Genomic DNA, 25,926 nt, shown 5'->3' with positions numbered 1-25,926 from the left:
GCCGTTGAATCGGCCACCATATCGGCGGACACGCCCGCGCTCGCGCACCCGGAACCCGCACGAAGGCATAGGCTTTCGAAAGGACGTGCGAGACAGCGAAAGGCATGTGGTGACGACCAACCGGATCGAGGAGATACAGGCCGGGTTGCTCGACGACCTGCGCGACGGCATCTCCTTCACCTCCGAGCAGATGGCCGACACGCTGGCGGACATGGTCGCGGCCCAAGCCGAGGAACGTCCCCGCGACGGCGAGCTGCTCACTCGCCGGCTCGGGCTCGACGGTGTGCGCCCGGAGACGCTGACTCTGCTGGGCGCCCGCTTCGAACTCTCGCGCGACCGGGTTCGCCAGCTCTACACCCGAGCGGCGGGGCAGCTGCTGCGGCGGGTGCAGGCCACCGGCCATCCCGATCCGGCTGTGTTCGCCGACCGGTATCCGGTCGGGTGGGGCGATCAGCGGCTGACCCGGACGCTGCTCACCGAAACCTATGTCGGAGATTGCGATATCGCCGCCCAGGATCTGGCGTATCTGAAGTTGCGGCTGGCCGGGCATTCGCTGATCGACGCCAAACGGGTGGCCGGCTTCGTCTTCCAGCGCATCGCGGGCTGGCAGCAGCGTAGTCGGTGGCATCTCGATCGCCCCCGCACTGCCGAACCCGCTGCCGGGCAACTGCTTCCGCTGCTGCGACGGGTGGACTGGCCGAGCGGCGATCCCGGCGACCTGCCCGAGCTGCCGATCACGACGGTCGACGCCGACGACGACGCCCGCGGCCACATGTTCGCCGAGAAGCTCGGCCGCGAAACCACATTCGACACCGCTCTGCAAGCCCGGCTGCTGCGCATGCTCGACGAGGGCGAACAGGTCGACAGCTACACCGAGCGGCCCGTGGCCGTCGACTTCACCGCCGACGGCGTGGCGGACTCCTACTGTCCCACCGTCGCCGCCCGACTGACCGACGGACGCGTGCTACTGGCCGACGTGGTCGCCTTGGGACAGTTGGGATTACACGCCAACCGGGTGCGGCTCGAGGCGGCCCGCGCGCACGCGCATGCCCGCGGCTGGGGATGGCTGGTCTTCACCGGCAGCAGGCTCGGCGAGCCGGATCTGTTGCGGCACACGGTGTCCGCCCGTTCGGAGAACATTCTCCGCAACCGGCTCGCCACCGGCGCCGTGCAGTGGGCCGAATTCCGGAGCCTGGTCGACGAGACCGGCCTGGAACCGGTGGACCTGATCGCGCTCGCCCTGCGCCACGGCTGGCGCTGGGATCGTGCCCCGTTCCGGCTGAGCGCGACCTGACCTCACTTCAACATGAAACCCGCAACGATGAACGTCACGATCACCAGCATCGCGAAACAGGTCATCAGCTGCCAATGCAGCACCGCTTCGCGCTGACGCGCGATCCGTACCCGCAGACCGGCCTCGAGCCGGTCGCGATCGGACAGCCGGCGTTTGACCGCGTCCAGCTCCCCGGCGACGAGTTCGGCGCGTTCGAGCCGATGCATCATCTTGTGCATCTGTTTGGCTTTGTCGCGAGTCGCCCTGCGCGCCAAGGCCAATTCGGTGCGCTGGTCGAGCAGTTCCTGCCGCTGCTGCGCGATCATCATCGCCTGTGCGTGGGTGTGGGCCTCCCAATCGCTCACCGTCGCCCACCCTCTCGTGTCCTCGTCCAGATAGCCGCAGGCCAACTCGCCCGCGACCCAGCCATCGATGAATTCCCTTATTTCCCAGGGGGTTTCCCTGGGGCTGAGGATACCGTCGGAATCGATGACCAGCCCACCCGACAATGCCCGGTACTCACATCCGGCGGCGGCGAAATCGTCCACGCCCAGCGCCGGTATCTGCCCGATCCAATATCCGGTCGGGCACAGCCACAACACCTCGTCACAGCCCACCGCCTTCAGCCGGGCCGTGCGTTTGCGCGCGTGCTCGATCGAGACCGGCGCGCTGCGCACCTCGATAGCGCACAACCGGTTCCCACGCCGCCACAGCAGACCGGGCGTCTGCGCACCCAGCGGCTTGTCCACCTCGGCATCGTCGGCACCCGCCGCCAGCAGCCTGCCGCGCAACCAGTATTTGAGCCGCTGCACATCCCAGTGACAGTTGCCACAGCCGGGTTCGCGACACCGGTCACCCGCCTGATGTCCGCGCGGATTCGGCTCCACCACAGGCAGTTTCACCGACTCCAGGGGAGCCAGCGTCGTCGTCTGCTGCCTCGTCTCGGCCCGTTCTGTCGTACTCACGCGACCACTCCCCTACCCGTGCACCAGCGGCCCGTGCGGCCCGCTGTATCCAGAGTGCCGCACGTGCCAGGGGGCTACACGTCCCCGTGACCGGTTTCGTTATCCAACCGGGAGCCCCACGTGATCATCGAGTCCGGTGAACTGCGGAATCGCCCGCGCTCGGACAGCGGCGTAATCGCGACGTTGCGAAGCCGGAACTTCTCCTGCCGGGTGCGCGGCTCGGGCGCTCCGCTACCGCCTCCGGGCTTTCACCCATTAGGCTGCGCAGATGTTCGACCGCGGATACATTCCTGTATCGACCACGCTGCGGGCCGCCCGCACCGCCAATTCGGTGGCCTTCGCGCTGCAGGGCTTCTTCCTCGCGGTCGTCCTCACCGAACTGCCGCAGCAGCGGGATCGACTCGGGCTCACCGACACCGTCATCCTGGTCGCGGTCGTGATGATCTCCGGGCTGGCCGCCGGCGGCAGTTTGCTGGCCGAGCGGGTGGCGGTGCACTGGTCGAGCCGGGTGGCGCTGCGGGCCGGGCTCGCGCTGATCGCGGTGACCGGACTGGCGATCGCGATCGCGCCGAACATCGTGGTGGCGCTGATCGCGCTCGGTTGTTATGGCGTCGCGGTCGGCATGGTCGACGCGGGCACGAATATGCAGGCGGTGTTCATTCAGCACGGATACGGGCGGTTCGTGCTGTCGTCGTTCTACGCCGCGTGGAGTGCCGGGTCGATTCTGGGCGCATTGTTCGTCTCGGGCTGCCAGAAGGTCGGAATCACCCTGCCGTACGCGGTCACCGTCGCCGCCGCGGTGGTCGCGGTGGCAAGTCTGGTGTTCGGGCCGCGGCTGCTCGGCGCCGGCCAGGCCGAGGCCCAGCCCGCCGAACCGGGCCGGGCGCCCGAAACCGTTGCGGCCGTTGCCCTGCGGGCATATCTCGCGTTGGGAATCGCGGTGGCGCTGGTGTTCGCCATCGATCTGGCGGTGGGCAACTGGTCCGCGCTGTATCTCACCGACGATCTGCTGTCCTCGTCGGCGACGGCGGCCCTGGCGCTGGCCGCCTACCAGGGCGCCTCGCTGCTCACCCGGCTCAGCGGCGACTGGTGGGTGCGCCGATACGGCGCACGGGCGGTGGTCCGGGTGGCCGCCGGGATCGGCGTGCTCGGCCTGGCACTGGTCGTGGCCGCGCCCGGACCGGCCACGGCACTGGCCGGATTCCTCATCGCGGGCCTGGGCCTGCCCGTGATCGCACCGCTGTGCTTCAGCGAGGCCGGGCGGCTGACCGAAGGCCGCGGACTGGACGCGGTGATCGCCCGGCTCAATCTGTTCAACTACGCGGGCACGCTGATCGGTGGCGGCGTGGTCGGGGCCGTCGCCGATGCGTCGAGTTTGCGGACCGGGTTCGTGATCCCGCTGCTGTTCGCCGTCGTCCTGATCGCCACCGCGCGTTTCTTCCGGCCGCGCCCGGCGCCCGGCGAGCTGTCGTCGACCCGTTCCGGACATGTTGTACTGGACCCATGACCGAGCAAGTCGTCGTCGACCGCGCCGGGATCTGGGACGCGGAGGAATTGAGCGACGTCGCGACCGCGACGTTTCCCCTGGCGTGCCCGCCGGAGTTGACCGAGGAGAACATCGACACCTTCATCACCGAGGTGCTGTCCGGCGAACGGTTCGGCGAGTATCTGAGCGATCCGCAGCGGATCGTGCTCAAGGCCGTCGTCGGCGGCGAGATCGTCGGCTACACCATGCTGATCTCCGGTGAACCGGTCGATCCCGCGGTCGCCGCCATGATCGCGGCCCGCCCCGCGCTCGAGATCAGCAAGATGTACGTGATGCCCGGCCACCACGGCAGTGGCGTCTCGACCGCCCTGATGGACGCGGTGGTGGATTACGCTCGCCGCGGCGGATATTCGGTGGTCTGGCTCGGTGTCAACCAGCGCAACGAGCGGGCCCAGCGCTTCTACGGCAAGCACGGTTTCCGCCGCGTCGGCACCAAGACCTTCACCGTCGGCAATCAGGTATGCCACGACTTCGTGATGCAACGGCAGGTGTGAATCCGGCTGTTCCGCAACCGGATTCGGCCCGCCCGTCGAAACCGCCGGTCAGGCGAGCAGTTTCGCCTTCAACGCCGCGATATCGCCGTCGGTCAGCTTCAGTCCGTCGTGCACGTAGTTGTCGAAACTGCCGTAGCTCTGATTCACCTGATCGAAGGCGGAATCCAGGGCCGACTGCAGCACTCCGTCGACCGCGTCGCCCTCGGCGGCGTCGCGGTAGTAGTTCGACAGCAGGAAGTCGTAGTTCACGGTCTCGCGGTCCACGCCGAGGATCGTCAGCAGGACAGCCGCGGTCCAGCCGGTACGATCCTTCCCGGCCGAGCAGTGGAACAGCACCGAACCGTCGCTGCCGGCGATGTCGTGCAGGACACCGGCGAACGCCCCGCTCGCACCGGGAGCCGTGATGAACGCGCGATACAGGTCGCTGCCCGCGCTCAGCGTCGAGGCCATGACCTGGGGCGGGGCCTGCCCGATCACATCGCGAATGTTCAGCGTTGCACCGACCGGTACCCGATCCGGCCCCAGCGCGCGTTCGTAGCTCGTGCGCAGATCGTCGACGACCCGCAGCCCGCGCGCGGACAGCGCGGCGGCATCCGCGTCGGACAATCTGCTCAGGTCCGCGGTGCGGAACACCAGGCCGGTCTCGACGACGTGGCCGTCGGTGGTGCGGTATCCGCCGATATCGCGCGCGTTCTGCACACTGGCCAGCCGCAGCGACCGGTCTTCGGTGTGCACCGAGACCGACGAGGGGGCCGGGGGCGGGTCGGCGGCAACCGCGACACCCAGCGCCGGACCGGCCGCGATGAGAGCGCCGACGGCGACGGTGGCGGCGAGGCGAATCGAACGATGGGCCATGTCAGCTCCGTTCAGAGGGAAACTGGACAGTCGTCCATGGTAGGAAATTCGCCTCCCGACAGTACGCTGTACGAACCGGGATCAGCCCGCCGGGACCTCGAATCGCGACAGCGCCAGCAGGCGCGAGATCGCGCGCAGATACTTCTTGCGGTAGCCGCCGCCGAGCATCTCCTCGGAGAAGATCTTGTCCAGCGGCGCGCCCGACACGGTGACCGGCGTCCCGGCGTCGTAGAGCCGGTCGGCCAGCACCACCATCCGCAGCGCCACCGCCTGATCGGTGATGGTGTGCACCGCCGAGATGTAGACCGCCGACACCCCGGCGATCAGCGAACCGTACTTCGACGGATGCAGCGTGCTCAGGTGCGTGAGCAGTGCGTCGAAGTCGTCCAGCGTGGAATTCGTTGTGGCCGCGGCCTTTTCCGACAGCAGCGCCGGATCGGTGGGTTCCGGCGCCGGCGGCAGATCGCGGTGGCGGTAGTCGGGGCCGTCGACGCGGACGGTGTCGAACAGCGAACCCAGCTTGCGGATCTCGCGCAGGAAGTCCTGGGCGGCGAACCGGCCCTCACCGAGCTGATCGGGCAGCGTGTTCGAGGTCGCCGCCACCGACACGCCGCGCGCGGTCAGTTCGGTGAGCAGTCGCGACACCAGCATGGTGTCGCCCGGATCGTCGAGTTCGAATTCGTCGATGCACAGCACGCTGTTGCCGCCCAGACGTTCCACCGCGTTCGTGAAGCCCAGGGCGCCCACGAGATTCGTCACCTCACCGAAGGTGCCGAACGACTTCGGCCCCGGGGAGGCATGGAAGATCGAGGCCAGCAGGTGCGTCTTGCCGACACCGAATCCGCCGTCGAGATACAGCCCGGCGCCGTCGACCCGCTTCTTCTTCCCGAACAGTGACTTCTTACCGGCGGCGGCATGAATCTTGCCCACCCGCGCGGCGAAATCCTCGGCCGCGCGCACGGCCGCGGCCTGGCTCGGCTCCTTGGGATCGGGAATGTAGGAGGCAAAACTCACCTCGTCGAACGTGGGCGGCGGCACCATCTGGGCGATGAGTTGATCGGCCGGAACCTCCGGATGACGATCGACGAGGCGTTGTTGCACGCTCGTAGCGTACTGACGTGGTGTGATCGGACCTTATGCAGCGTGTCCCCGATGCGATCCAGTTCACAGCACTGACCACCGGCGGTGCCGGCGAGATCACCGACCTGGTTCAGCTCTACACCTATCCGGCGGCCCTGGAACGGCCGTGGATCCGGGTCAACTTCATCGCCAGCCTCGACGGCGCGGTCACCGTCGACGACCGCTCCGGCGCCCTGGGCCGGCCCGCCGACGCCACCGTCTTCGCCATCCTGCGCGATCTGGCCGACGTGATCGTCGTCGGCGCCGGGACCGCGCGCGTGGAGAACTACGGCGGTGCGCGCACCGATTCCCGGCGGCGCATGCGCCTGCACCACCACGGGCTGGGCGGGGCGCGCGACGGGGCGCCGCCGCCGGTCGCGGTGGTGACGGCGAGCGCGGCGCTGGATCCGGCGTGCCGGCTGTTCACCGACACCCAGCGCCCGCCGATGATCCTCACCACCGCCGCGGCCGACGGCGAACGCAAACGCCTGCTCGCCGAGACCGGCGCAGAGGTGATCGAGGCCGGGCAGAGCACCGTCACCGCCGCCGACATCCGCCGGGTGCTGGGCGAGCGCGGACTGCTGCGGGTGCTGTGCGAGGGCGGCCCGTCGCTGTTCGGCGAACTGATCGGCGCGGGCGCGGTCGACGAATTGTGCCTGACCGTCTCACCGCTGCTGGTCGGCGGCACGGCGGGCCGAATCGCGGTGTCGCCCAATGCCTTGCCGACCCCGATGAGCCTGCGCCACGCATTGATCGACGACGACGGCACGGTGCTGACGCGCTGGGAGCGCAGCCGCACCCAAGGCTGAAACGGCGCGCCGGACCTGGCAGGCTGTAGCGCATGCGTTGGACTCGCGCCGCTCTGCTGGCATCGTCGCTGACGGTTCTGCTGACCACCGCCTGTGGTGCCGGGCCGTCGCAGCGACCGGGCGTGGCGGTGGAACAACCGCACGGCGGCTCGGGCCCGGCCACCAGCACCAGCGCCGCGCCGGCGGCGCCACCTCAGGCGCAGGTTCCCAAAACTGATCTGGCCTGGCACGATTGCGCGGCACCGACCTTCAGCTCGCTGGGCACCGGGGCGCCGCCGGCCGGGGTGAGTTTCGACTGCGCGGAGTTCTCGGCGCCGATCGATTCCGGCGGCACGGTCCTGGGCACCTTCCGCATCGCCGCGGTCCGCGCGCGCACGCCGCAGACGCCCGCCGACGCGGCACCGCTGGTAGTGACCTCCGGCGGCGATCGATCCTCCACCGCGACCGTTGCCGGTCTGGTCTCCGGGCCGGGCGCGGCGATTCTGGCGAGCCGGCCGGTGGTCGGGGTGGATCGACGCGGTATCGGCAGCTCCCAGCCGATCGACTGCCTGCCCGACGACACCCGGCAGGGGCTGGCCGACAACGGCCAGTTCGCCCCCGGTGGCGGCGACCGGGTGGATGCGGTGGCGACACTGAGCCAGAACGCCACCGTCGCCTGCCAAGACTTCCTGCAGCCCTATCAGGGCACCTTCGACGCCCCGCACGCCGCCGACGACATCGAACAGCTGCGCAAGCAGTGGCAGGTCGACCACATCGATCTGCTGGGCACCGGAAACGGCGCGCGCGTGGCGCTGAGCTATGCCGCCAAATTCGGCGACCGGCTGGCCCGGCTGGTGCTCGATTCGCCGGAACCGGCGAACACCGATGCGGTGACGCGCACCGAACAGCAGGTGAAGGGCGCCGAGGCGGCGCTGACCGGATTCGCCCGCCGCTGCGCCGATCTCGGATGCTCACTGGGCACGGATCCGCGGGCCGCGATCACCGATCTGATCAACCGGGCGGGAGCGGGACAACTCGGCGCCCTGTCGGCATCGGCGCTGACCACCACGATCACCGCGTTCCTCGGCGACCCACGCGCGGATCAGGCCTCCCGCACCACCGAACTGGCCGATGCGCTCTCTGCGGCCGGACGCGGCGATCAGGGGCCTTTGCAGGCTCTGGTCACCCGGGAGGCGGCAGCGGTGGGAGCCGACGGGCAATTCGTCTCCCGCTGCAGCGACAACCAGCAGCCCGCCACCCCCGACCGCGCCAAGCAGCTCGAGATCGAATGGGCTGCCAAGTATCCCGCCTTCGGTAAGACGGCGGCGACCGGACTGATGGAATGTTCGGCGTGGCCGGTGACGCAGGCGCCGCGACTGCCGGACAAGTTCACCCTGCCGGTGCTGGTGCTGGGTACGGCCGCCGATCCCGTCGTCGGCGGCGACGGGCGATCCTCGGTCACCGGCGCGCTGGGTGCGGCGGGCGCGCGCACCTCCACCGTGCAGTGGCAGGGCTGGGGGCATCCGGTGTTCACCCACTCGGGCTGCGCGCAGCAGAACATCGCCGGCTATCTGAAGGACGGCACCCTGCCCGCCGACGGCACCGCCTGCCCGGCCTGAGGTTATCGTGCGGCCACGCACGAAGTGGCCGGGCGCACACCCGGCAAAAGCGGTCACCGGCACGCCCGACGGCGGGTCCGCGCAACCAGCGCGCAGGTTTCCGGTGTACCGTGCCCCAGTGTTCCTTCGTCAGCTCGAGCCGCGCACCGCTCGCACCACCGCCGAAGTGTTCAACTTCGCACTGTGGCCGTTTGCGATCCTCACAGTGCTGCATCAGGTCATCGTCAAAGGGACCAACTTCTCCATCACCGACGATTTCGCGCCGGTCTACAAGGCGTCGCTGGCCTTCCTCAACGGACGCGCCATCTACGGCGAGAACTTCGACCTGGTCGACCCGCACTACCTGTACCCGCCCAGCGGCACCCTGCTGATCGCGCCGCTCGCGCTGATCGACCCGGAGAAATCGCGCTGGTGCTTCATCGCGCTCAACGCGGTGGCGATCATCCTGGCCTGGTATCTGCTGCTGCGGCTGTTCAAGTTCTCGACGAAATCGGTGGCCGCGCCGCTGCTGCTGTTGCTGATGTTCGCCTCCGAAACCGTCATCAACACACTGGGTTTCGGTAATGTCAACGGGTGCCTGCTGCTGGCCGAGGTGCTGTTCATCCACCTGCTGCTGCAGCGACGCGATCTGCTGGCCGGGCTGGTCATGGGACTCACGATCGCGGTCAAACCGACGCTGGCGCCGATGCTGCTGATACCGCTGGCGCGCCGCCAATGGCAGGTGTTCATCACCGCGATCGGCGTGCCGGTGGTGCTGATGGCGGTCGCGTGGCCGCTGACCAAGGATCCGATGGACTTCGTCCACCGCACGCTGCCCTATCTGCTCAAATCGCGCGACTACTTCAACAGCGCGATCGCGGGCAATGCCGAGTACTACGGACTGCCGGTATGGCTGACCTGGAGTATGCGCATCGTGCTCGGTGTGCTGGTGCTGATCTCGCTGTGGCTGCTGTACCGGTACTGCCGCGAGGACGAACTGTTCTTCGTCTGCACCACCGCGGGCATCATCCTGATCGCGTCCTGGCTGCTGTCGGGTCTGGGACAGCAGTACTACTCGATGATGCTGTTCCCGTTCCTCATGACGGTGGTGCTGCGCAATTCGGTGCTGCGCAACTGGCCGGCCTGGCTGGCGATCTTCGGGTTCATGACCTACGACAAATGGCTGCTCGACCACTGGCAGAGCACCGGGCGGGCGCTCGAGTACCTGCGCGTCACCTTCGGCTGGGCACTGCTGCTGATCGTGACGTTCTGCGTCCTCGGCGACCGGTATCTCGCGGCGCGGCGCGAGGGCCGGCTGGATTCGGGGATCGAACCGGCGTTCCTGTTGCCCGAGACGACCACCAAGGCCCCGGCCGCGACTGCCGATCCGGCGCCGCGCATCGATCGCCACGAACCGCTGCCCGACGACGACACCATGGAACCGACAGCGCAGCCGGAGGCCGGTGCGCTGCGCTGACCTGCGGTGATCGGTCGCGGCCCGAGAATGGTCGCGCGACGCCACTAGACTCGCGTCATGAGCTCACAGGATGGTTCGCCCGCGACTTCATCGCTTCCGGCACCCAAGATCGAGCTGAGCCCGCAGCAGTGGCGGGCGCGGCTGACCCCGCAGGAGTACGCGGTGCTGCGCGAAGCGGGCACCGAACGCGCCTTCACCGGTGAATACACCGATACCGAAACCACCGGCGTCTACACGTGCCGGGCCTGCGGCGCCGAATTGTTCCGCAGCACCGAGAAGTTCCATTCGCACTGCGGGTGGCCGTCGTTCTTCGATCCGGCCGATTCCGATGCGGTGATTCTGCGGGCCGACGACTCGCTGGGGATGCGCCGGGTCGAGGTGCTGTGCGCCAACTGCCACAGCCACCTCGGGCACGTCTTCGAGGGCGAGGGTTATGCGACCCCGACCGACAAGCGGTATTGCATCAACTCGATCGCGCTGCGCCTGCACCCCTCGGACGACGCGGCGGGCTGATCGCGGCGCCGGTTGAAACTCACCGCCCGAGCGTGCCGGATGCGATCCGCCGACCGCTGCGGATCGCGCGCCGAGCAGGCGCGCGACCGAGCTGACGGGAAGACCCTACGGGCCCGGCCGCATCCCGGCACGCCCCGAATTCCGGGGGCACCGGCGGATCGCGCCGCTCAGGACGGTGTTTTCGAGGCTCAGGGCAGGGCGTCGAGGCTCAGGGCAGGGCGTTGACCAACTGCTCGACATCCACGCGCGGGCCGCTGAAGAACGGAATCTCCTCGCGCACGTGGTTGCGGGCGTCGGTGGCGCGCAGATCGCGCATCAGGTCGACGATGCGGTGCAGTTCCGGGGCCTCGAAGGCGAGAATCCACTCGTAGTCGCCGAGGGCGAACGAGGCCACGGTGTTGGCCCGCACGTCCGGATAGGCGCGGGCCTGCTTGCCGTGGTCGGCGAGCATGCGACGACGCTCCTCGTCGGGCAGCAGGTACCAGTCGTAGGAGCGCACGAACGGGTAGACGCAGATGTAGTTGCCCGGTTCCTCCCCGGCCAGGAAGGCCGGGATGTGGCTCTTGTTGAACTCCGCGGGGCGATGCAGGGCGGCGTTGCTCCACACCGGCGTGCTCGCGCGCCCCAGATCGGTGGTGCGGCGGAAATCGGCGTAGGCGGCCTGCACATCCTCGATCCGCTCGGCATGCCACCAGATCATGAAATCGGCGTCGGCGCGCAGCCCCGCCACGTCGTAGAGGCCGCGGACCACGACGCCACGCTCCTCGAGCGAGTCGAAGAATTCCCGCGCCTGCTTGACCACGGTGTCGCGCTGATCCCCCAGCACTCCGGGTTTGACCTGGAACACCGAGAACATCAGATACCGGATGGTCGAATTGAGAGCTTGGTAATCGAGTCGCGCCATAGCCTCCATCGTGCCACTGGGCGGTGTCCAGCAGAACGCCCGCACCCGTGTTGTTCGGCACGGTCGCTTCGCGTACAGGCGCCCGCACGCGGTCGGCCGACATCGGTTGTCCGCCACCCGTTCGATGCGCGTCGACGGCCCGGAATCGGCGAGGCAAGGCCGTGGGCTCGCAGGCCGGTCTTCCCGGGCCGATGCGGGCCGATCGAGTTCTGCACGGACAGTCGGCTGGTCACTCGGCACCGGCATTGCTGTGCGCCGCCGCCGACCGGAGCGAACCCGATCGTCCACTACGAATCGATCATCGGGTCAGAATGCGTTGCGCCGCAGCGGTTCCCGAGGCGGCACAGGCCGGGACGCCGACGCCGTGCAGGTACGCTCCGGCGATCGCGAGGCCGGGCAGTGCGGCAACCGCCGATTCCAGTTCGGTGATCCGAGTGGTGTGGCCGGGCGCGTACTGCGGGAGGCCGCCGCGCCAGCGTTGCACCAGGGCCGTTTCGGGGTGGATCGCGAGACCGGTCACGGTGGAGAGGTCGGCCACGGCGGCCGCGACGAGATCGTCGTCCGACCAGCTCAGCGGGGTGTCGTCACCGAAGCGGCCGAACGAGGCGCGTACCAGCGCCACGTCGCGCTCGGCCAGATGCGGCCATTTGCGGCTGGAGAGGGTAAAGGCCTTGGCGCGCAACGGTTCTCCGGTGGCGACCAGAATGCCGGAATTGTCGGGCAGTGGGGTGTCGGCCGGCAGGCCCAGGGCGACCACGGCGGATGAGGACAGTTCGATACCGGCCGCGGCCGCGGCTGCTTCCGGAGCCACCGACCGCAGCAACTCGGCGGTGACGGGCGCCGGGGTGGCGAGAATCACCGCGTCGGCCTCGCCGACCGGATCGATCCGCCATCCGGTGGCCGTACGCGCCAGACCCGTTGCGGCCGTATCGGTTTCGACCTTCGGCGCGGCGGCCTCGCGCAGGGCGTCGAGCAGCGCCCGATATCCGTCGCGCAGGCCGCCGAAAACCGGGGCGGTGGACGGCGGCGGCAGGGCGTCGGCGACCGCCCGGGTGAGATTCGGGGCGCCGGCGTCGAGGGCGGCGGCCAGGGTCGGCAGCGCCGCGCGCACGCCGATCGACTCCGCACGCCCGGCATACACCCCGCCCAGCAGCGGATCGACACTGCGTTGCACCACCTGCGCACCAAAACGGTCGCCGACCAGCTCGGCGACCGACACGTCACCGCCACGTTCCCAGCGCAGCGGCCGGCCGGGCTCGGCGGCGATCCGGTCGAGCGTCTCGGCGTCCACCAGGCCGGCCACGGCATCGGGCCCGGTGGGAATGCCCATCAGCGTGCCTTCGGGCAGGGGGTGGGCGCTGGCACCGGACCAGATCAGCGGTCGCCGCCCGGCCGGATGCACCAGCTGCTCGGTCAGCCCCAATTCCGCGAGCAGCGCCGGGATTTCGGGCCGTCGGCCCACGAACGCCTCCGCACCCAGATCCACCGGCTCCCCTGCCAGCTTACCGGTGTGCAGAATGCCACCGACCCGGTCGCGCCGCTCCACCAGCACCAGTTCGAGCTCCGAGCCGAGGGCCACTCGCAGCCGATACGCCGCGACCAGACCACTGATCCCGCCCCCGACCACCACGACCCGCATAGCTGCTCCTCAACTCGTCCCCGCGCCGGCGCGCGACGCTACCGCACCCCTGCAACGTACTCGCCTCGCGAGGGGTGCCCAGGTACCGCCTCGATGCCACGCTCACGGTTCCACGTGCGTGAGTCCGCCGCACCACTGGCGACGATTAGGGCTTACAGCGGCGTGGGCAGGCTGTGGATCAGTTCGACCGCCGCGGTGATGGCGCCGGGGTCGGTGTCGGGCAGCACGCCGTGGCCCAGGTTGAAGATATGACCGGTGGCGCCGAGGGTGATCGCCTCGTCCGCCTCGTGGGCGATGCGGCGGATCTCACGCTCGACGACCGAGCTGCCCGCGAACAGGACGGCCGGATCGAGATTGCCCTGCAAGGCTTTTCCCGGCCCGACGCGGCGCGCGGCGGCAGTCAGCGGCACCCGCCAATCGACGCCGACGACATCGGCTCCGGCCTCCCCCATCGCACCCAGCAGTTCACCCGTGCCGACCCCGAAGTGGATGCGCGGCACACCGGCTTCCCCGATCTCGGCGAAAACCCGTTCCGAATGCGGCAGAACGAATTCCCGGTACTGCGCCAGCGACAACGCGCCCGCCCACGAGTCGAACAATTGCACCGCGTCCACCCCGGCCGCGATCTGGGCGCGCAGGAATTCCACGGTGATATCGGTGAGCACACCGAGCAGCGCGTGCCAGGTCTGCGGGTCGCCGAGCATCAGCGCCTTGGTCCGTTCGTGGTTGCGGCTGGGGCCGCCCTCCACCAGATAGGACGCGAGAGTGAAAGGGGCACCGGCGAATCCGATGAGCGGCGTCTCGCCGAGTTCGTCGAGCAACAGCCGCACACCGTCGGTGATCGCGCCGACCTCCTCGCGGCGCAGCCGCGGCAGCGCGCGCACATCGTCGACCGAGCGCACCGGATTCGCGATCACCGGCCCCACGCCGGGCACGATATCGAGCTCGATGCCGGCCGCCTTGAGCGGAACGACGATGTCGGAGAACAGGATTGCCGCGTCCACACCGTGGCGGCGGATCGGCTGCAGCGTGATCTCGCACACCAGCTCCGGATCGAAACACGACTCCAGCATCCCGATGCCCGCGCGGAGTTCGCGGTACTCGGGCAGGGACCGTCCGGCCTGCCGCATGAACCAGACGGGACGGCGGCCGGGTCCGGCGCCGGTGGCGGCGGCGAGGAAGGGCGCATCGGGCAAGCGGCGGCGGGTTGGTGTGCTCATCCCCGCTATCGTATGCCGCCGCCGGGCGCCTACCCGCGCGGCCGTCCACGCCCGGTCACAGCGCCCGTAGCGGCGCGCCTCCGCGTGCCGGACACCGGAGAGGTCTACCGTTCACAGTCGTGACACCGCTCGACTTCCGCGACGGCGCCGCACCGACCCCGGGCCCTGACAGCGAACCAGCCCAGTTTCGCGCCGCGGTCGATGCGATGGGCACCGCATCCGTCCATCCTCGGATCGAGCTCGCACCGATCCGGCCCCCACAACGCCTGGCACCCTTTTCGTACGCCATCGGAGCCGAGGTCAAGCATCCCGACACCAATGTCATCCCGGTCGATTCCGACGACGACGCCTTCGGCCGCCTGATCCTGCTGCACGACCCGAACGGGCACGAGGCCTGGCACGGCGTTTTCCGATTGGTGGCCTACATCCAGGCCGATATCGACGCGGCCTTGGCGGGCGATCCGCTGCTGCCGGAGGTCGCCTGGAGCTGGCTGGTCGACGCCCTGGAATCGCGCGGCGAGGAGTTCACGGCGCTCGGCGGCACGGTGACCTCCACGAGTTCGGTCCGCTACGGCGATATCGCCGGGCCACCGCGCGCCTATCAGCTGGAGTTGCGTGCCTCGTGGACGGTCGGCTCACCCCAGCTGGCCCCGCATGTCGAGGCGTTCTGCGAGGTGCTGGCCTACGCGGCGGGACTGCCCCCGGCCGGCATCACCCATTTGCGGCCGCATCCGCAGATTGCCGACGACCAGTTCTGAGCGACACGTAGAGTTCGGGCTATGCCCGAAGCCGACGAGTCCGACACCATCTCGAGGACATCACCCGCATCGCAGCACCAGCCCGCGCAGCAGGACGCGGACAGCGTGGTTCCTCTGCTCGCCCCGGCCGACGGCATTCCTCCGGTTCTCGATTCCGCTCGTGAGATCGCGGAAGCGGCCGCCGCGCTGGCCGCCGGTTCCGGCCCGCTGGCCGTCGACGCCGAACGCGCCTCCGGATTCCGCTATTCCAACCGGGCCTATCTGATCCAATTGCGCCGGCGCGGCAGCGGGACCTTCCTCATCGACCCGATTCCGGATCCGGCCGCGGTGGACGCCTTGGCGGCGGTGATCAACGACCTGGAATGGGTACTGCACTCCGCCGACCAGGACCTGCCGTGCCTGGCCGAACTGGGGCTGCGACCGGCCCGGCTGTTCGACACCGAACTGGGTGGCCGGTTGGCCGGATTCGAGCGGGTCGGATTGGCCGCTATGGTGGCGCGGCTGCTGGGCCGGGAACTGCGCAAGGGACACGGCGCGGCCGACTGGTCGACCCGGCCGCTGCCGCAGGACTGGCTCAACTACGCGGCCCTGGACGTGGAACTGCTGGTCGAATTGCGCGACGAGGTCGCGGCAGCGCTGAGCGATCAGGGTAAATCCGATTGGGCCGCACAGGAATTCGACCATGTGCGCACCGCCCGGCCCGCGCCGCCGAAGCCGGATCGCTGGCGGCGCACCTCGGGCATCCACACGCTGCGGCGGGCGCGGCAGCTCGCGACCGTCCGCGAATTGTGGACGGCGCGTGACGGTATCGCGCGTCATCGCGATGTGGCCCCGGCGCGGATTCTGCCGGATTCGGCGATCATCGCCGCGGCACAGGCGGATCCGAAGACGGTGCCGCAGTTGCGCGCCCTGCCGGTGTTCGGTGGTCCGCGGCAGCGCAGATATTCACGGGAATGGCTCACCGCGGTGGAACGTGCTCGCGCGCTGCCGGATTCGGAGTTGCCGCCGATGTCGCAGCCGTTCGACGGTCCGCCGCCGGTCAATCGCTGGGAGCGCCGCGATCCGGTCGCGGCGGCTCGCCTGGCCGCCGCCCGGGCGGCGATGAACGGACTGTCGGAACGACAGGCTGTGCCGGTGGAGAATCTGCTGACTCCCGATCTGTTGCGCCGGCTGTGCTGGGACGGGCTGCCCGAATTCCGCACCGGCGCAACGCCGTCGGACCCCGCGGCCGTGATCGACAAATATCTCGAGGCCGGGGGCGCCCGGACCTGGCAGCGCGAACTGGCGGTTCCCGAGCTGGCCGCGGCGCTGTTCCCGGAGCCGGCTCAGTCCTCGTAGACCGGTGTGCGCCGGTCGCGGCGCGCGCGGATGGCCTCGTCGAAATTCTCGGTGGTCAGCCGCACGTACAGTTGCGCCGTACCTTCGTGCTGCATATGTGACTCCAGGCTGCCGGCCTCCATCCCGCTCCACAGCATGCGCTTGGTGAGCTCGGTGCCGACCCGGCTGTAGCCGATGATGCGTTCGGCCAGTTCGTAACACGTGTCGAGAAGTTTGTCGGCGGCGACCGTGCGGGAGACCAGGCCGATCCGCTCGGCCTCGGCGGCGTCGATGTCACGGCCGGACAGCATGATCTCGAAGGCGCGGGAGGCGCCGATCGCGCGCGGCAACAGATAGCTGATGCCGAGTTCGGCGGAGGTCAGTCCGTTGTTGATGCCGGCGGCACGGAAATAGGCCTGCTCCGATGCGATGCGGATATCGGTGGCCATACTCAGGCAGAACCCACCGCCGATCGCGGCCCCGTTGATCGCCGCGATCACCGGCTGATGCATGCGCCGCAGTGTGGTCATCACATTGTCGAGCAGATCCATGGAACGGCGCGCCACGGTGGTGCGGGTGAGGCCCTCGATATTCGGGACCCGGCCGGCGCCCTGCAGATCGGCGCCGGAGCAGAACCCGTGGCCCGCGCCGGTGAGCACGACGACGCGGACCTCGTTGTCGGCGGCCACGGACTCGAGTGTCTCCCGCAGCGGGATCATGACGTCGAACGCCATGGCGTTCATGCGTTCGGGCCGGTTCAGGGTGACCAGCGCGATCTGCGGGCGAGGCTTCTCGACGAGCACGAACGACATGCAGACTCCTACCGGCGACGAAAACTGTAACCGGTTTCAGAATCTACACCGCACCACCGGTCAGCCACCGGGTAACGCGCTCGGCGATGTTCTCGGCCGTCAGGCCCAGCTCCTGATGGATCTGGGCGCGCGAGCTGTGCTCCAGGAACTGCTGCGGCACGCCGAGTTCGCGGGTCGGCACGTCGAGTCCGGAATCGCGCAGCCGCGCGGAGACGGTGCATCCGATACCGCCGTGCAGGCCGCCGTCCTCGACGGTGACCACCATGCGATAGTTCTCGGCCAGTTTGACGATGGTGTCGGAGACCGGCAGCACCCAGCGCGGATCCACCACCGTCACCGAAATCCCGCGATCCGCCAGCAGATCCGCCGCGGCGACCGCGGTGGCGCCGAGCGCGCCGACCGCCACCAGGAGGACGTCACCGCGCACCGCCTGCGCCGAGGAGCCTTCCGGCATCCGCAGCACGTCGACACCGTCGAGCCGTTCCAGCGCCGAAACCTCCTCGACGACAGGACCTTTCGGGAAACGCAGGGCGGTCGGCCCGTCGGCGACGGCCAGCGCCTCGGCCAGTTCCTCGCGCAGGGTCACCGCATCGCGCGGGGCGGCGACGCGGATGCCGGGCACGATGCCCAGCACCGACAGATCCCACATGCCGTTGTGGCTGGCCCCGTCGTCACCGGTGATGCCGGCGCGGTCCAGCACCAGGGTCACCGGCAGCTTCAGCAGCGCCACATCCATCAGCAGCTGGTCGAACGCGCGGTTGAGGAAGGTCGAGTAGATCGCCACCACCGGATGCAGACCACCCAGCGCCAGGCCGGCGGCGGAGGTCATCGCATGCTGTTCGGCGATACCCACATCGAACAGCCGGTCGGGGAACCGCTCACCGAACGGCGCGAGCCCGGTCGGACCCGACATGGCGGCGGTGAGGGCGACGATATCGTCGCGCTGTTCACCGTGGCGGATCAGTTCCTCGGAGAACACCGATGTCCATCCGACGGTCTTGCCGCCGGTCGGCTGTCCGGTCTCGGGGTCGATGGCGCCGATGGAATGCATCTGGTCGGCGACGTGGTCGACCGCGGGCTGATATCCGCGGCCCTTGAGCGTCACCGCGTGCACCACGACCGGGCCGCCGAAATCCTTGGCGCGGCGCAGCGCGGCCTCGAGCGCCACCGGATCGTGCCCGTCCACCGGGCCGACGTACTTGAGCCCGAGATCGCTGAACAGCTCCTGCGGGGCGACCGCGTCCTTGATGCCGGCCTTGAGCGCGTGCAGCATCGAATAGGCCGAGCTGCCGACGCGCGGAATGCCCTGGACGAACCGCTTGGTGGCGTCGAGCGCCTGCTCGTAGGCCGGTTGCATGCGCAGCGCGGTCAACCGGTCGGCCAATCCGCCGATGGTCGGCGAATACGAGCGGCCGTTGTCGTTGACCACGATGATCAGCGACCGATCCGGGCCCGCGGCGATATTGTTCAACGCCTCCCAGCACATGCCGCCGGTGAGCGCACCGTCACCGACGACGGCGACCACGTGGCGATCCTGCCCGGTCAGCGCGAAGGCCTTGGCCAGACCGTCGGCATAGGACAGCGAGGCCGAGGCGTGCGAGGACTCCACCCAGTCGTGCTCGCTCTCGGCGCGGCTCGGGTAGCCCGACAGGCCGCCCTGTTTGCGCAGCCGATCGAATTTGTCCTTGCGGCCGGTGAGGATCTTGTGCACGTAGGCCTGGTGGCCGGTGTCGAAGATGATCGGGTCGGCCGGGGAGTCGAAGACCCGGTGCAGGGCGATGGTCAATTCCACCACCCCCAGATTCGGGCCCAGATGACCGCCGGTGACCGCTACTTTGCGGACCAGGAACTCCCGAATCTCCTCGGCCAGCTCGCGCAGCTGCGGCACCGTCAGCCGGCGCAGGTCCTCGGGCGTATCGACCCGGGAAAGAACTCCCACCGTTCTCGCTCCCTCTCCGTGGCTCATCTGTTTCGAACAGTCTACGGAGCCGCGTCGGGCCCCGACGACGGGAACGACCGGCGAGCTGCGACATCCGATATCGGTGTGAGGCTCGACATAGATCAACCGCATTACAGTGGGTGACTGCCCGTCCCGCCCGCAGGAAGGACGATATGACCGCCGAGCAGCAGCGAGCCGATATTTCAGGGCAGCAGCGAGCCGATATTTCCCGTCCCGCCACCGTCACGACGTTCGGTCACGGGGTGGCCACGGCGACGCCCGATCGGATGCAGGTATCGATCTCGATCGAAACGCGCGCCGAGGCGGTGGCGGCGGCCTACGGCCGGGCCGGTGAACGCACCGCAGCGGTCACCGGCGCCCTGCGCGCCGACGGCGTCGCCGCGAGCGATATCGCCACCACCGGATTGTCCGTGCGGACCGAGACGACGTGGACCGAGAACGAGGGCACACGCATCACCGGGTACGTGGCGACCACATCGCTGACGGTGAACCTGCGCATCCCGGCCGATCCCGCCGCCGCTGACGCAGCTGCCGATCCCGCGGCTGCCGATCCCGCGGCCGTGATCGCCCGGGCCGTGGAGGCGGGGGGCGACGATGTCCGCTTGGGCGGGCTGAACCTCACCGTCGCCGACCGCGCCGACCTGCTGATCCGCGCCCGGGAAGCGGCGTGGGACGACGCCCTCGACCGCGCCCGCCGCTACGCGGTCCGCGCCGAACGCGCGCTCGGACCGGTGCTGGAGATCACCGAAAACGCCGCGGCGACACCGGAACCCCGCGGCGATATCCGTTTCGTAGCCGCTCGATCAGCGGCCCCGGGCGCCCCGGTTCCGGTCGAATACGGTGAGCACGAGGTCACCGCGGATCTGCGGGCGACCTGGCAGTTGAGTTGAACCGCAACAGATCTCGCCGGCAGTAGGTCGCCGTCTCCGACAGCTCCCCCGTTACCTACGCCCGCGACGCCTGTCCGACGGGATCACCGGCCGACCTCGTCGACGCCGCCGCTGTCTACGCCCGTTCGAACAGCGCCAGGCACTCCACGTGATGCGTCGCGGGGAAGGCATCGAAGGCGCGCAGCTGGCGTACTCGGTAACCCGCCTCCCGGTAGAGTCCCACGTCTCGAGCGAAGGCCGCTGGATCGCAACCGATGTGGACGATGCGCGCGGGCGCGGCGGCGGCGAGCGGGGTGATGACCTGTTTCCCGGCGCCCGCACGCGGCGGATCGAGGACGACGACCTCGGGGGCGCGCTCCTGGGCGGCGATCCAGCGTTCGACCCGATCGGAGCGCAGGTCGACGGCGGGCAGGTCGCGCAGGGCGGCGGTGCCGTCGGCCACCGCCGAGCGCGCCGATTCGACGCCGAGCACGGATCCGCCGGGACCGGTCTGCTCGGCCAGGCGCGCGGCGAAGACACCGGCGCCGCAGTACAGATCCCATGCGGTGGCGCCCGGAGCGAGGTCGGCCCACTCGGCCACCACATCCGAATAGCGTTGCGCCGCATCGCGATGCGGCTGCCAGAAGCCGGTCGCGGAGACCTCCCAGCGGCGGCCGGCCACATACTGCACCGCCCGTCCGCTGCCGGACACCACGCGCTCCGCGCGCCGCGCATGCGCGGCGGCACGGCGCGCGGCGGTCGCGCGGCGATCGCCGCCACGCCGCGGGGGTGCGGCCGGCGGCGCGAGTTCCACGATATGGCGCAGGCCGTCCGCGTCGACGGCGATCACCAATTCGGCGCCGGGAGTCCACGCGCGGTCGGCGATGCCGTCCATCGCGCCCGAAACAGGTTGGGGGCAGCGCAAATCCGTGATCACGTCACTGCTGCGATACCGATGTACGCCGGCACGGCCCTCGGCATCGACAACCAATCGCACCCGAGTGCGCCACCCCACCTCGGGCGCCTCGCCGCCGGGGACGACCACGGTCGCATCCTCGCGGAGCCGGTGATCGGCATCCGGTTCGGACCCGGCCGCCGGCCCGCGGGAGCGTCCCGCACCACCCGCCTCGGATCCGAGACCGGTCTCGCGCACCGGGAGCGTCTCCACGACGATGTCGGTCTCCCAGTGCGCGAGCCGCCGCAACTGCTCGCGGACGACCGACGCCTTCAGGGCACGCTGCGCCTGCGGGGTGGCGAAGGCGAAATCGCAGCAGCCGGCGCCGCCGGGACCCGAGACCGGGCAATTCGGCGCCACGCGGTCCGGCGACGCCTCCAGAATGTCGATCGCCTCGGCGCGGCAGAACGAGCCGCCGCGGTCCTCGGTCACCCGGGCACGCACCAGTTCCCCGGGCAGACCGTGCCGGACGAAGAGCACCCGGCCCTCGTGCCGGGCGACGCAGAAACCACCGTGGCCGGGTGGTCCCAGCCGCACCTGCAGGGTGCGTCCGGACCAGTCCGGCCCGGCACTCACGAACGATCCTCGTAACCGCGGCGAACCGAGCCCGGGGCGTTGACCACTTCGGGGCGGAGTGCCTTGGCCGACGAACTCAGCTGCCACGGCACGCTCGTCACCATCACGCCCGGCTCGAACAGCAACCGGCCCTTGAGCCGCAGCGCACTCTGGTTGTGCAGCAACTGCTCCCACCAGTGGCCGACCACGTATTCGGGGATGAAGACCGTCACCACATCGCGCGGCGAATCCTTGCGCACCCGCTTCACGTAATCCACCACCGGCTTGGTGATTTCGCGGTAGGGCGATTCGATCACCTTGAGCGGCACCGGAATATCGCTGTCGGCCCACTCCCGCACCAGCGCCCGGGTGTCGGGTTCGTCGACGTTGACGGTGACCGCCTCCAGCGTGTCCGGGCGGGTGGCCCGGGCGTAGGCGAGCGCGCGCCGCGTCGGCAGATGCAGTTTCGACACCAGCACGATCGAATGGGTGCGGCTGGGCAGCACCCCGGTGAATTCCTGCTCCTCGAGCTCGCGCCCGACGGTGTCGTAGTGGCGGCGGATCAGCCGCATCAGGCCGAAGATCGCGGCCATGGTGACGATCGCGATCCAGGCGCCGGCGAGGAATTTTGTGATGAGCACGATGATCAGCACGGCGCCGGTCATGGTCAGGCCGATGGCGTTGATGACGCGTGAGCGCAGCATCCGCCGGCGCACCGCCGGATCGGTTTCGGTACGCAACAGCCGCGTCCAGTGCCGCAGCATGCCGGTCTGGCTCAGCACGAACGAGACGAACACACCGACGATGTAGAGCTGGATCAGCCGCGTCACCTCGGCGCCGAACAGGACCACGAACGCGATCGCGGCGCCGGACAGGAACAGGATGCCGTTGCTGAACGCCAGCCGGTCGCCACGGGTGTGCAGCTGCCGGGGCAGGAACCGGTCCTGCGCCAGGATCGAGCCGAGCACCGGGAAGCCGTTGAAGGCGGTGTTCGCGGCCAGCACCAGGATCAGCGCGGTGACGATGGTGATGTAGAAGAAGCCGAGCGGGAAACCGTCGAAGATCGTGTGCGCCAGCTGAGCGACCAGCGTCTTCTGTTCATAGCCGGCCGGCGCCCCGACCAGATCGGACGAGTTCGCCGCGAAGACGACACCGAGCTTGCGCGCCATCAGGATGATGCCCATCAGCAGGGTGACGGCGATGACACCCAGCATCAGCAGTGTCGTGGCGGCATTGCGGGATTTCGGCTTGCGGAACGCGGGCACGCCGTTGCTGATCGCCTCCACACCGGTCAGCGCCGCACATCCGGAGGAGAACGCGCGCGCGATCAGGAAGGTGAAGGCGATGCCCTGCAGATGCGACTCGTTGCCGTTGAGACCGAATCCGGAGGATTCGGCGTGCAGGTCGTCGCCGAAGACGAAGATCCGTACCGCTCCCCAGGCCAGCATCAGGAAGATCCCGATCATGAAGCCGTAGGTGGGAATCGAGAACGTGGTCCCCGATTCGCGCACGCCGCGCAGATTCATGGCGGTCAGCAGAACGATCGCCGCCACCGCGAACAGCACTTTGTGGGTGGACACGAACGGCACCGCGGACCCGATGTTCGACGCCGCCGAGGAGATCGACACCGCGACGGTGAGGACGTAGTCGACCATCAACGCACTGCCGACGGTGAGCCCGGCCATCGGGCCGAGATTGACCGTCGCGACCTCGTAGTCACCGCCACCGGACGGATAGGCGTGCACATTCTGCCGATAACTGGCGACCACGACCGCCATCACGGTCGCGACCGCCAGCCCGATCCACGGCGTGTAGACGTAGGCGGACAAACCCGCCGTGGACAGCACGAGGAAGATCTCCTCGGGCGCATACGCCACCGACGACAGCGCGTCGGAGGCGAAGACGGGCAGCGCGATCCGCTTGGGCAGCAGGGTATGTCCCAGGGAATCGCTACGGAAAGGGCGGCCGACCACCATACGCTTGACGGCCGTCGTCAACTTGGACACTCGGCACAGCATAAGGGCAGGACCGGATGTGACATAGCGGGCGGTTCACTCGCGTTTCGGTCCCGGCCGATGGGGGAACATGCTGCGGGGAACCGTCAACGGGTACGGTTCCCTCGAGAGGGAACCAGACCGGACACCACGGTTTTCGGCGGAATTGGGGTTGACACGGTGTACGTAGTGATCATGGGGTGCGGCCGAGTCGGCTCCGCATTGGCACGCGCCCTGGTCCGGATCGGCCACGAGGTAGCCGTGATCGACCGGGATCCGGGCGCATTCCTGCGCCTGGGCAAGGACTTTCCCGGGGAGCGGGTCACCGGCGTCGGCTTCGATCGGGGCGTGCTGATCCGCGCGGGCATCGAGCGCGCCGGCGCGTTCGCCGCGGTGTCCAACGGCGACAACTCCAACATCATCTCCGCACGTGTGGCCCGCGAGACCTTCGGGGTGGAACGGGTGGTGGCCCGCATCTACGACGCCAAGCGCGCGGCGGTCTACGAGCGGCTCGGCATTCCCACGATCGCCACCGTGCCGTGGACCACCGACCGGTTCCTGCGCACGCTCACCGGCGACGAAACCACCGCCACCTGGCGCGATCCCACGGGCACCGGCTCGGTCACCGAACTCGTTCTGCACGAGGACTGGTACGGGCGTACCGTGCGGGATCTGGAAGATGCGGTACCGGTGCGGGTGGCCTTCCTGGTCCGCTTCGGGCAGGCGCTGCTGCCCACCAGCAAAACGGTGCTGCAGGCCGACGACACGGTCTACATCGCCGCCGTCTCCGACAAGGTCGGCGAGGCCGTGGCCGTCGCCGCCACCGCCCCTTCGAGCGAGGACAAGTCGTGAACGTAGCGATCGCGGGAGCAGGCGCCGTCGGCCGCTCCATCGCCCAGGAATTGCTGCGGGGCGGGCATCGGGTCACCCTGCTCGAGCGGCGGCTCGACCACATCGACCCGACGGTCGCCGCCTCGGCCGTCTGGATGCACGGCGACGCCTGCGAACTCGAACTGCTCGAGGAAGCGGGCCTGCAGGACTACGAGGTGGTGATCGCGGCCACCGGCGACGACAAGGCCAATCTCGTGTTCAGCCTGCTTGCCAAGACCGAATTCGGGGTGCGCCGCGTGGTCGCGCGGGTCAACGATCCGCGCAACGAGTGGCTGTTCGACGGTTCCTGGGGTGTGGACGTCGCGGTCTCGACACCGCGGCTGCTGGCCTCGCTGGCCGAGGAAGCGGTCTCGGTCGGCGACCTGGTCCGGCTGATGACGCTGCGTCAGGGCCAGGCGAACCTCGTCGAGATCACCCTGCCCACCGACACCGCGCTGGCCGGTCGCGCGGTGCGTACGCTCTCTCTGCCCCGCGACGTCGCCCTGGTGACGATCCTGCGCGGCGGCCGGGTGATCGTCCCCCAGCCCGACGATCCGCTGGAGGGCGAGGACGAGCTGCTGTTCGTGTCCACGGTGGAGGCCGAGGACGAACTGCGCCGCAGTCTGGCCACGGAACCGGCGGGCGCGACTCCCGCCGGCGCGGAGCCGCCCGCGATCTGAATCCGCTCAGGCGGTTTCGGGGAGCAGTTGCGCGCGCAGCTTGGTCAGCGCGCGATGCTGCATGACCCGGACCACGCCGGGACTCGTGCCGATGGCCTCGGCGGTCTGCGCGGCCGTCCAGCCGAGCACGATCCGCATCACCAGCACCTCCCGATGGGCCGGCGCGAGAATCTTCATGAGCTCGCGGGTGGCTTGGCGGCGTTCCAGGTTGAGCGCCAGCTCCTCGGGTCCCGGCGCGGTGGAGGCGGTGTCGGGGAATTCGGCCACCGGATAGGACGGATGCTGCTGGGCGCGGCGGAACGCGTCAGCCACCTTGTTGGCGGAGATGCCGTAGACGAACGCCAGGAACGATTTTCCCTGATCGCGGTAGCGGGGAATCGCGGTGACGGTCGCGATACAGATCTCCTGCGCGATGTCGTCCGCGGTGACGTGCGGATTGTTGCTGCTTCCGACGCGTGCGGCGCAATAGCGGCGCACCAGCGGGTGCACGATCCGGATGATCTCGGTGACCGCGCGCTGGTCGCCCGCGGCGGCCGGGCCGATCAGGCGGTCCAGTTCGGCGGCGGCGCGGCGGCTGTCGGACCCCGCGGGCGCCGATCTCGGCGAACGGACTCCCGCGCCCTTCGCCGGGCCGGGCACCGTCACCGTGTCGTTCTCGGTATCCACCGGGGATCCTCTCGCCGATCGCTACTGACTGACACGATCGTGCGCCGAATCCGGTTCGTGGAATAGATACCCCAGGGGTGGGTTCCGCCCACCCCATCG

23 protein-coding genes are annotated in these 25,926 nt (G+C 69.3%); 12 read left to right on the top strand and 11 right to left on the bottom strand.

Annotated elements, in window-relative coordinates:
- The first annotated feature begins 109 nt into the window (after window positions 1-109).
- Window positions 110-1,294, top strand: coding sequence for a hypothetical protein (locus A5780_RS23070; RefSeq protein ID WP_063019337.1), 1,185 nt, complete (start codon window positions 110-112; stop codon window positions 1,292-1,294).
- Window positions 1,295-1,296: 2 nt separating this feature from the next.
- On the opposite strand, the gene A5780_RS23065 is transcribed toward A5780_RS23070, so the two are convergent.
- Entirely contained in the window at window positions 1,297-2,238 is a 942-nt protein-coding gene (locus tag A5780_RS23065; RefSeq protein WP_227462843.1) for a hypothetical protein, read from the bottom strand.
- A gap of 268 nt (window positions 2,239-2,506) precedes the next feature.
- Between A5780_RS23065 and A5780_RS23060 the strand changes: the two genes are divergently transcribed.
- Together A5780_RS23060 and A5780_RS23055 are read left to right on the top strand one after the other, a co-directional pair.
- A complete protein-coding gene (locus tag A5780_RS23060) occupies window positions 2,507-3,745 on the top strand; it encodes an MFS transporter (RefSeq protein ID WP_063019326.1) in 1,239 nt (412 codons plus the stop codon).
- A complete protein-coding gene (locus tag A5780_RS23055) occupies window positions 3,742-4,278 on the top strand; it encodes a GNAT family N-acetyltransferase (protein ID WP_030517195.1) in 537 nt (178 codons plus the stop codon). The genes A5780_RS23060 and A5780_RS23055 overlap by 4 nt, the downstream gene beginning before the upstream one ends.
- 48 nt (window positions 4,279-4,326) lie before the next feature.
- On the opposite strand, the gene A5780_RS23050 is transcribed toward A5780_RS23055, so the two are convergent.
- Both A5780_RS23050 and zapE read right to left on the bottom strand, forming a co-directional pair.
- Window positions 4,327-5,133 carry a tyrosine-protein phosphatase gene (locus tag A5780_RS23050; protein WP_064909565.1) on the bottom strand — a complete coding sequence of 269 codons (807 nt, stop codon included), beginning with the start codon at window positions 5,131-5,133 and terminating at the stop codon, window positions 4,327-4,329.
- An 81-nt stretch (window positions 5,134-5,214) separates the two neighbouring features.
- Window positions 5,215-6,234 carry a cell division protein ZapE gene (zapE, locus tag A5780_RS23045; RefSeq protein WP_030517197.1) on the bottom strand — a complete coding sequence of 340 codons (1,020 nt, stop codon included), beginning with the start codon at window positions 6,232-6,234 and terminating at the stop codon, window positions 5,215-5,217.
- Between the two features lie 35 nt (window positions 6,235-6,269).
- Here zapE and A5780_RS23040 point away from each other — a divergent pair, with 35 nt between their 5' ends.
- The 4 genes from A5780_RS23040 (at window position 6,270) to msrB (ending at window position 10,628) form a co-directional block, all read left to right on the top strand.
- Window positions 6,270-7,061 carry a pyrimidine reductase family protein gene (locus A5780_RS23040; protein ID WP_064909564.1) on the top strand — a complete coding sequence of 264 codons (792 nt, stop codon included), beginning with the start codon at window positions 6,270-6,272 and terminating at the stop codon, window positions 7,059-7,061.
- A 32-nt stretch (window positions 7,062-7,093) separates the two neighbouring features.
- Complete coding sequence (locus A5780_RS23035; RefSeq protein WP_063019303.1) at window positions 7,094-8,659, top strand: alpha/beta hydrolase; 1,566 nt, start codon at window positions 7,094-7,096, stop codon at window positions 8,657-8,659.
- A 118-nt stretch (window positions 8,660-8,777) separates the two neighbouring features.
- Entirely contained in the window at window positions 8,778-10,115 is a 1,338-nt protein-coding gene (locus A5780_RS23030; RefSeq protein ID WP_063910953.1) for a glycosyltransferase family 87 protein, read from the top strand.
- A 57-nt stretch (window positions 10,116-10,172) separates the two neighbouring features.
- Window positions 10,173-10,628 (top strand): peptide-methionine (R)-S-oxide reductase MsrB, encoded by a 456-nt coding sequence (gene msrB / locus A5780_RS23025; RefSeq protein WP_064909563.1) that lies wholly within the window; start codon window positions 10,173-10,175, stop codon window positions 10,626-10,628.
- Between the two features lie 208 nt (window positions 10,629-10,836).
- On the opposite strand, the gene hemQ is transcribed toward msrB, so the two are convergent.
- The 3 genes from hemQ to hemE all read right to left on the bottom strand — a co-directional run bounded on the left by hemQ (window position 10,837) and on the right by hemE (window position 14,391).
- The gene (hemQ, locus tag A5780_RS23020) at window positions 10,837-11,532 is read right to left on the bottom strand and encodes a hydrogen peroxide-dependent heme synthase (RefSeq protein ID WP_063019309.1); all 696 of its coding nucleotides are present in this window, start codon (window positions 11,530-11,532) and stop codon (window positions 10,837-10,839) included.
- 298 nt (window positions 11,533-11,830) lie between these two features.
- Window positions 11,831-13,171, bottom strand: coding sequence for a protoporphyrinogen oxidase (locus A5780_RS23015; RefSeq protein ID WP_064909562.1), 1,341 nt, complete (start codon window positions 13,169-13,171; stop codon window positions 11,831-11,833).
- Window positions 13,172-13,323: 152 nt separating this feature from the next.
- On the bottom strand, window positions 13,324-14,391 hold the full coding sequence (gene hemE, locus A5780_RS23010; protein ID WP_063019313.1) for a uroporphyrinogen decarboxylase: 1,068 nt from the start codon (window positions 14,389-14,391) through the stop codon (window positions 13,324-13,326).
- A gap of 119 nt (window positions 14,392-14,510) precedes the next feature.
- On the opposite strand from hemE, the gene A5780_RS23005 reads away from it, so the two are divergent.
- Window positions 14,511-15,149 carry a DUF3000 domain-containing protein gene (locus tag A5780_RS23005; protein ID WP_082857462.1) on the top strand — a complete coding sequence of 213 codons (639 nt, stop codon included), beginning with the start codon at window positions 14,511-14,513 and terminating at the stop codon, window positions 15,147-15,149.
- 21 nt (window positions 15,150-15,170) lie between these two features.
- Window positions 15,171-16,487: a ribonuclease D gene (locus tag A5780_RS23000; RefSeq protein ID WP_082976664.1), complete on the top strand. Its 1,317-nt coding sequence runs from the start codon at window positions 15,171-15,173 to the stop codon at window positions 16,485-16,487.
- Here A5780_RS23000 and A5780_RS22995 read toward each other — a convergent pair.
- Window positions 16,475-17,278, bottom strand: coding sequence for an enoyl-CoA hydratase (locus A5780_RS22995; RefSeq protein WP_030517206.1), 804 nt, complete (start codon window positions 17,276-17,278; stop codon window positions 16,475-16,477). The genes A5780_RS23000 and A5780_RS22995 overlap by 13 nt on opposite strands.
- Window positions 17,279-17,321: 43 nt before the next feature.
- Window positions 17,322-19,217, bottom strand: a complete 1,896-nt coding sequence (dxs, locus tag A5780_RS22990) for a 1-deoxy-D-xylulose-5-phosphate synthase (RefSeq protein WP_063019315.1) — start codon at window positions 19,215-19,217, stop codon at window positions 17,322-17,324.
- Between the two features lie 173 nt (window positions 19,218-19,390).
- Here dxs and A5780_RS22985 point away from each other — a divergent pair, with 173 nt between their 5' ends.
- Complete coding sequence (locus A5780_RS22985; protein ID WP_082976663.1) at window positions 19,391-20,128, top strand: SIMPL domain-containing protein; 738 nt, start codon at window positions 19,391-19,393, stop codon at window positions 20,126-20,128.
- 115 nt (window positions 20,129-20,243) lie between these two features.
- On the opposite strand, the gene A5780_RS22980 is transcribed toward A5780_RS22985, so the two are convergent.
- The gene (locus A5780_RS22980; protein ID WP_231983057.1) at window positions 20,244-21,638 is read right to left on the bottom strand and encodes a class I SAM-dependent RNA methyltransferase; all 1,395 of its coding nucleotides are present in this window, start codon (window positions 21,636-21,638) and stop codon (window positions 20,244-20,246) included.
- Complete coding sequence (locus A5780_RS22975; protein ID WP_064909561.1) at window positions 21,635-23,623, bottom strand: APC family permease; 1,989 nt, start codon at window positions 23,621-23,623, stop codon at window positions 21,635-21,637. Before A5780_RS22975 ends, A5780_RS22980 begins: the two co-directional genes overlap by 4 nt.
- Before the next feature lie 168 nt (window positions 23,624-23,791).
- Here A5780_RS22975 and A5780_RS22970 point away from each other — a divergent pair, with 168 nt between their 5' ends.
- Both A5780_RS22970 and A5780_RS22965 read left to right on the top strand, forming a co-directional pair.
- Window positions 23,792-24,463 (top strand): TrkA family potassium uptake protein, encoded by a 672-nt coding sequence (locus A5780_RS22970; RefSeq protein WP_030517211.1) that lies wholly within the window; start codon window positions 23,792-23,794, stop codon window positions 24,461-24,463.
- Window positions 24,460-25,161, top strand: coding sequence for a TrkA family potassium uptake protein (locus A5780_RS22965; RefSeq protein WP_063019523.1), 702 nt, complete (start codon window positions 24,460-24,462; stop codon window positions 25,159-25,161). Before A5780_RS22970 ends, A5780_RS22965 begins: the two co-directional genes overlap by 4 nt.
- A gap of 6 nt (window positions 25,162-25,167) precedes the next feature.
- On the opposite strand, the gene A5780_RS22960 is transcribed toward A5780_RS22965, so the two are convergent.
- Entirely contained in the window at window positions 25,168-25,827 is a 660-nt protein-coding gene (locus A5780_RS22960) for a sigma-70 family RNA polymerase sigma factor (RefSeq protein WP_308248266.1), read from the bottom strand.
- Window positions 25,828-25,926: the final 99 nt, after the last annotated feature.

The sequence above is a fragment of the Nocardia sp. 852002-20019_SCH5090214 genome, from assembly GCF_001665865.1.
GTDB classification, from domain to species: domain Bacteria; phylum Actinomycetota; class Actinomycetes; order Mycobacteriales; family Mycobacteriaceae; genus Nocardia; species Nocardia nova.
This window is presented reverse-complemented; position numbering and strand designations above follow the sequence as displayed.

Bases quoted from the DNA above. Each gene is read 5' to 3' on its own strand.
- A5780_RS23055 (WP_030517195.1), top strand. From the start codon at position 3,742: ATGACCGAGCAAGTCGTCGTCGACCGCGCCGGGATCTGGGACGCGGAG.
- A5780_RS23015 (WP_064909562.1), bottom strand. From the start codon at position 13,171: ATGCGGGTCGTGGTGGTCGGGGGCGGGATCAGTGGTCTGGTCGCGGCG.
- A5780_RS23060 (WP_063019326.1), top strand. From the start codon at position 2,507: ATGTTCGACCGCGGATACATTCCTGTATCGACCACGCTGCGGGCCGCC.
- A5780_RS23000 (WP_082976664.1), top strand. From the start codon at position 15,171: ATGCCCGAAGCCGACGAGTCCGACACCATCTCGAGGACATCACCCGCA.
- A5780_RS23035 (WP_063019303.1), top strand. From the start codon at position 7,094: ATGCGTTGGACTCGCGCCGCTCTGCTGGCATCGTCGCTGACGGTTCTG.
- A5780_RS23040 (WP_064909564.1), top strand. From the start codon at position 6,270: ATGCAGCGTGTCCCCGATGCGATCCAGTTCACAGCACTGACCACCGGC.
- hemE (WP_063019313.1), bottom strand. From the start codon at position 14,391: ATGAGCACACCAACCCGCCGCCGCTTGCCCGATGCGCCCTTCCTCGCC.
- A5780_RS22995 (WP_030517206.1), bottom strand. From the start codon at position 17,278: ATGTCGTTCGTGCTCGTCGAGAAGCCTCGCCCGCAGATCGCGCTGGTC.
- msrB (WP_064909563.1), top strand. From the start codon at position 10,173: ATGAGCTCACAGGATGGTTCGCCCGCGACTTCATCGCTTCCGGCACCC.
- A5780_RS23050 (WP_064909565.1), bottom strand. From the start codon at position 5,133: ATGGCCCATCGTTCGATTCGCCTCGCCGCCACCGTCGCCGTCGGCGCT.
- A5780_RS22985 (WP_082976663.1), top strand. From the start codon at position 19,391: ATGACCGCCGAGCAGCAGCGAGCCGATATTTCAGGGCAGCAGCGAGCC.
- hemQ (WP_063019309.1), bottom strand. From the start codon at position 11,532: ATGGCGCGACTCGATTACCAAGCTCTCAATTCGACCATCCGGTATCTG.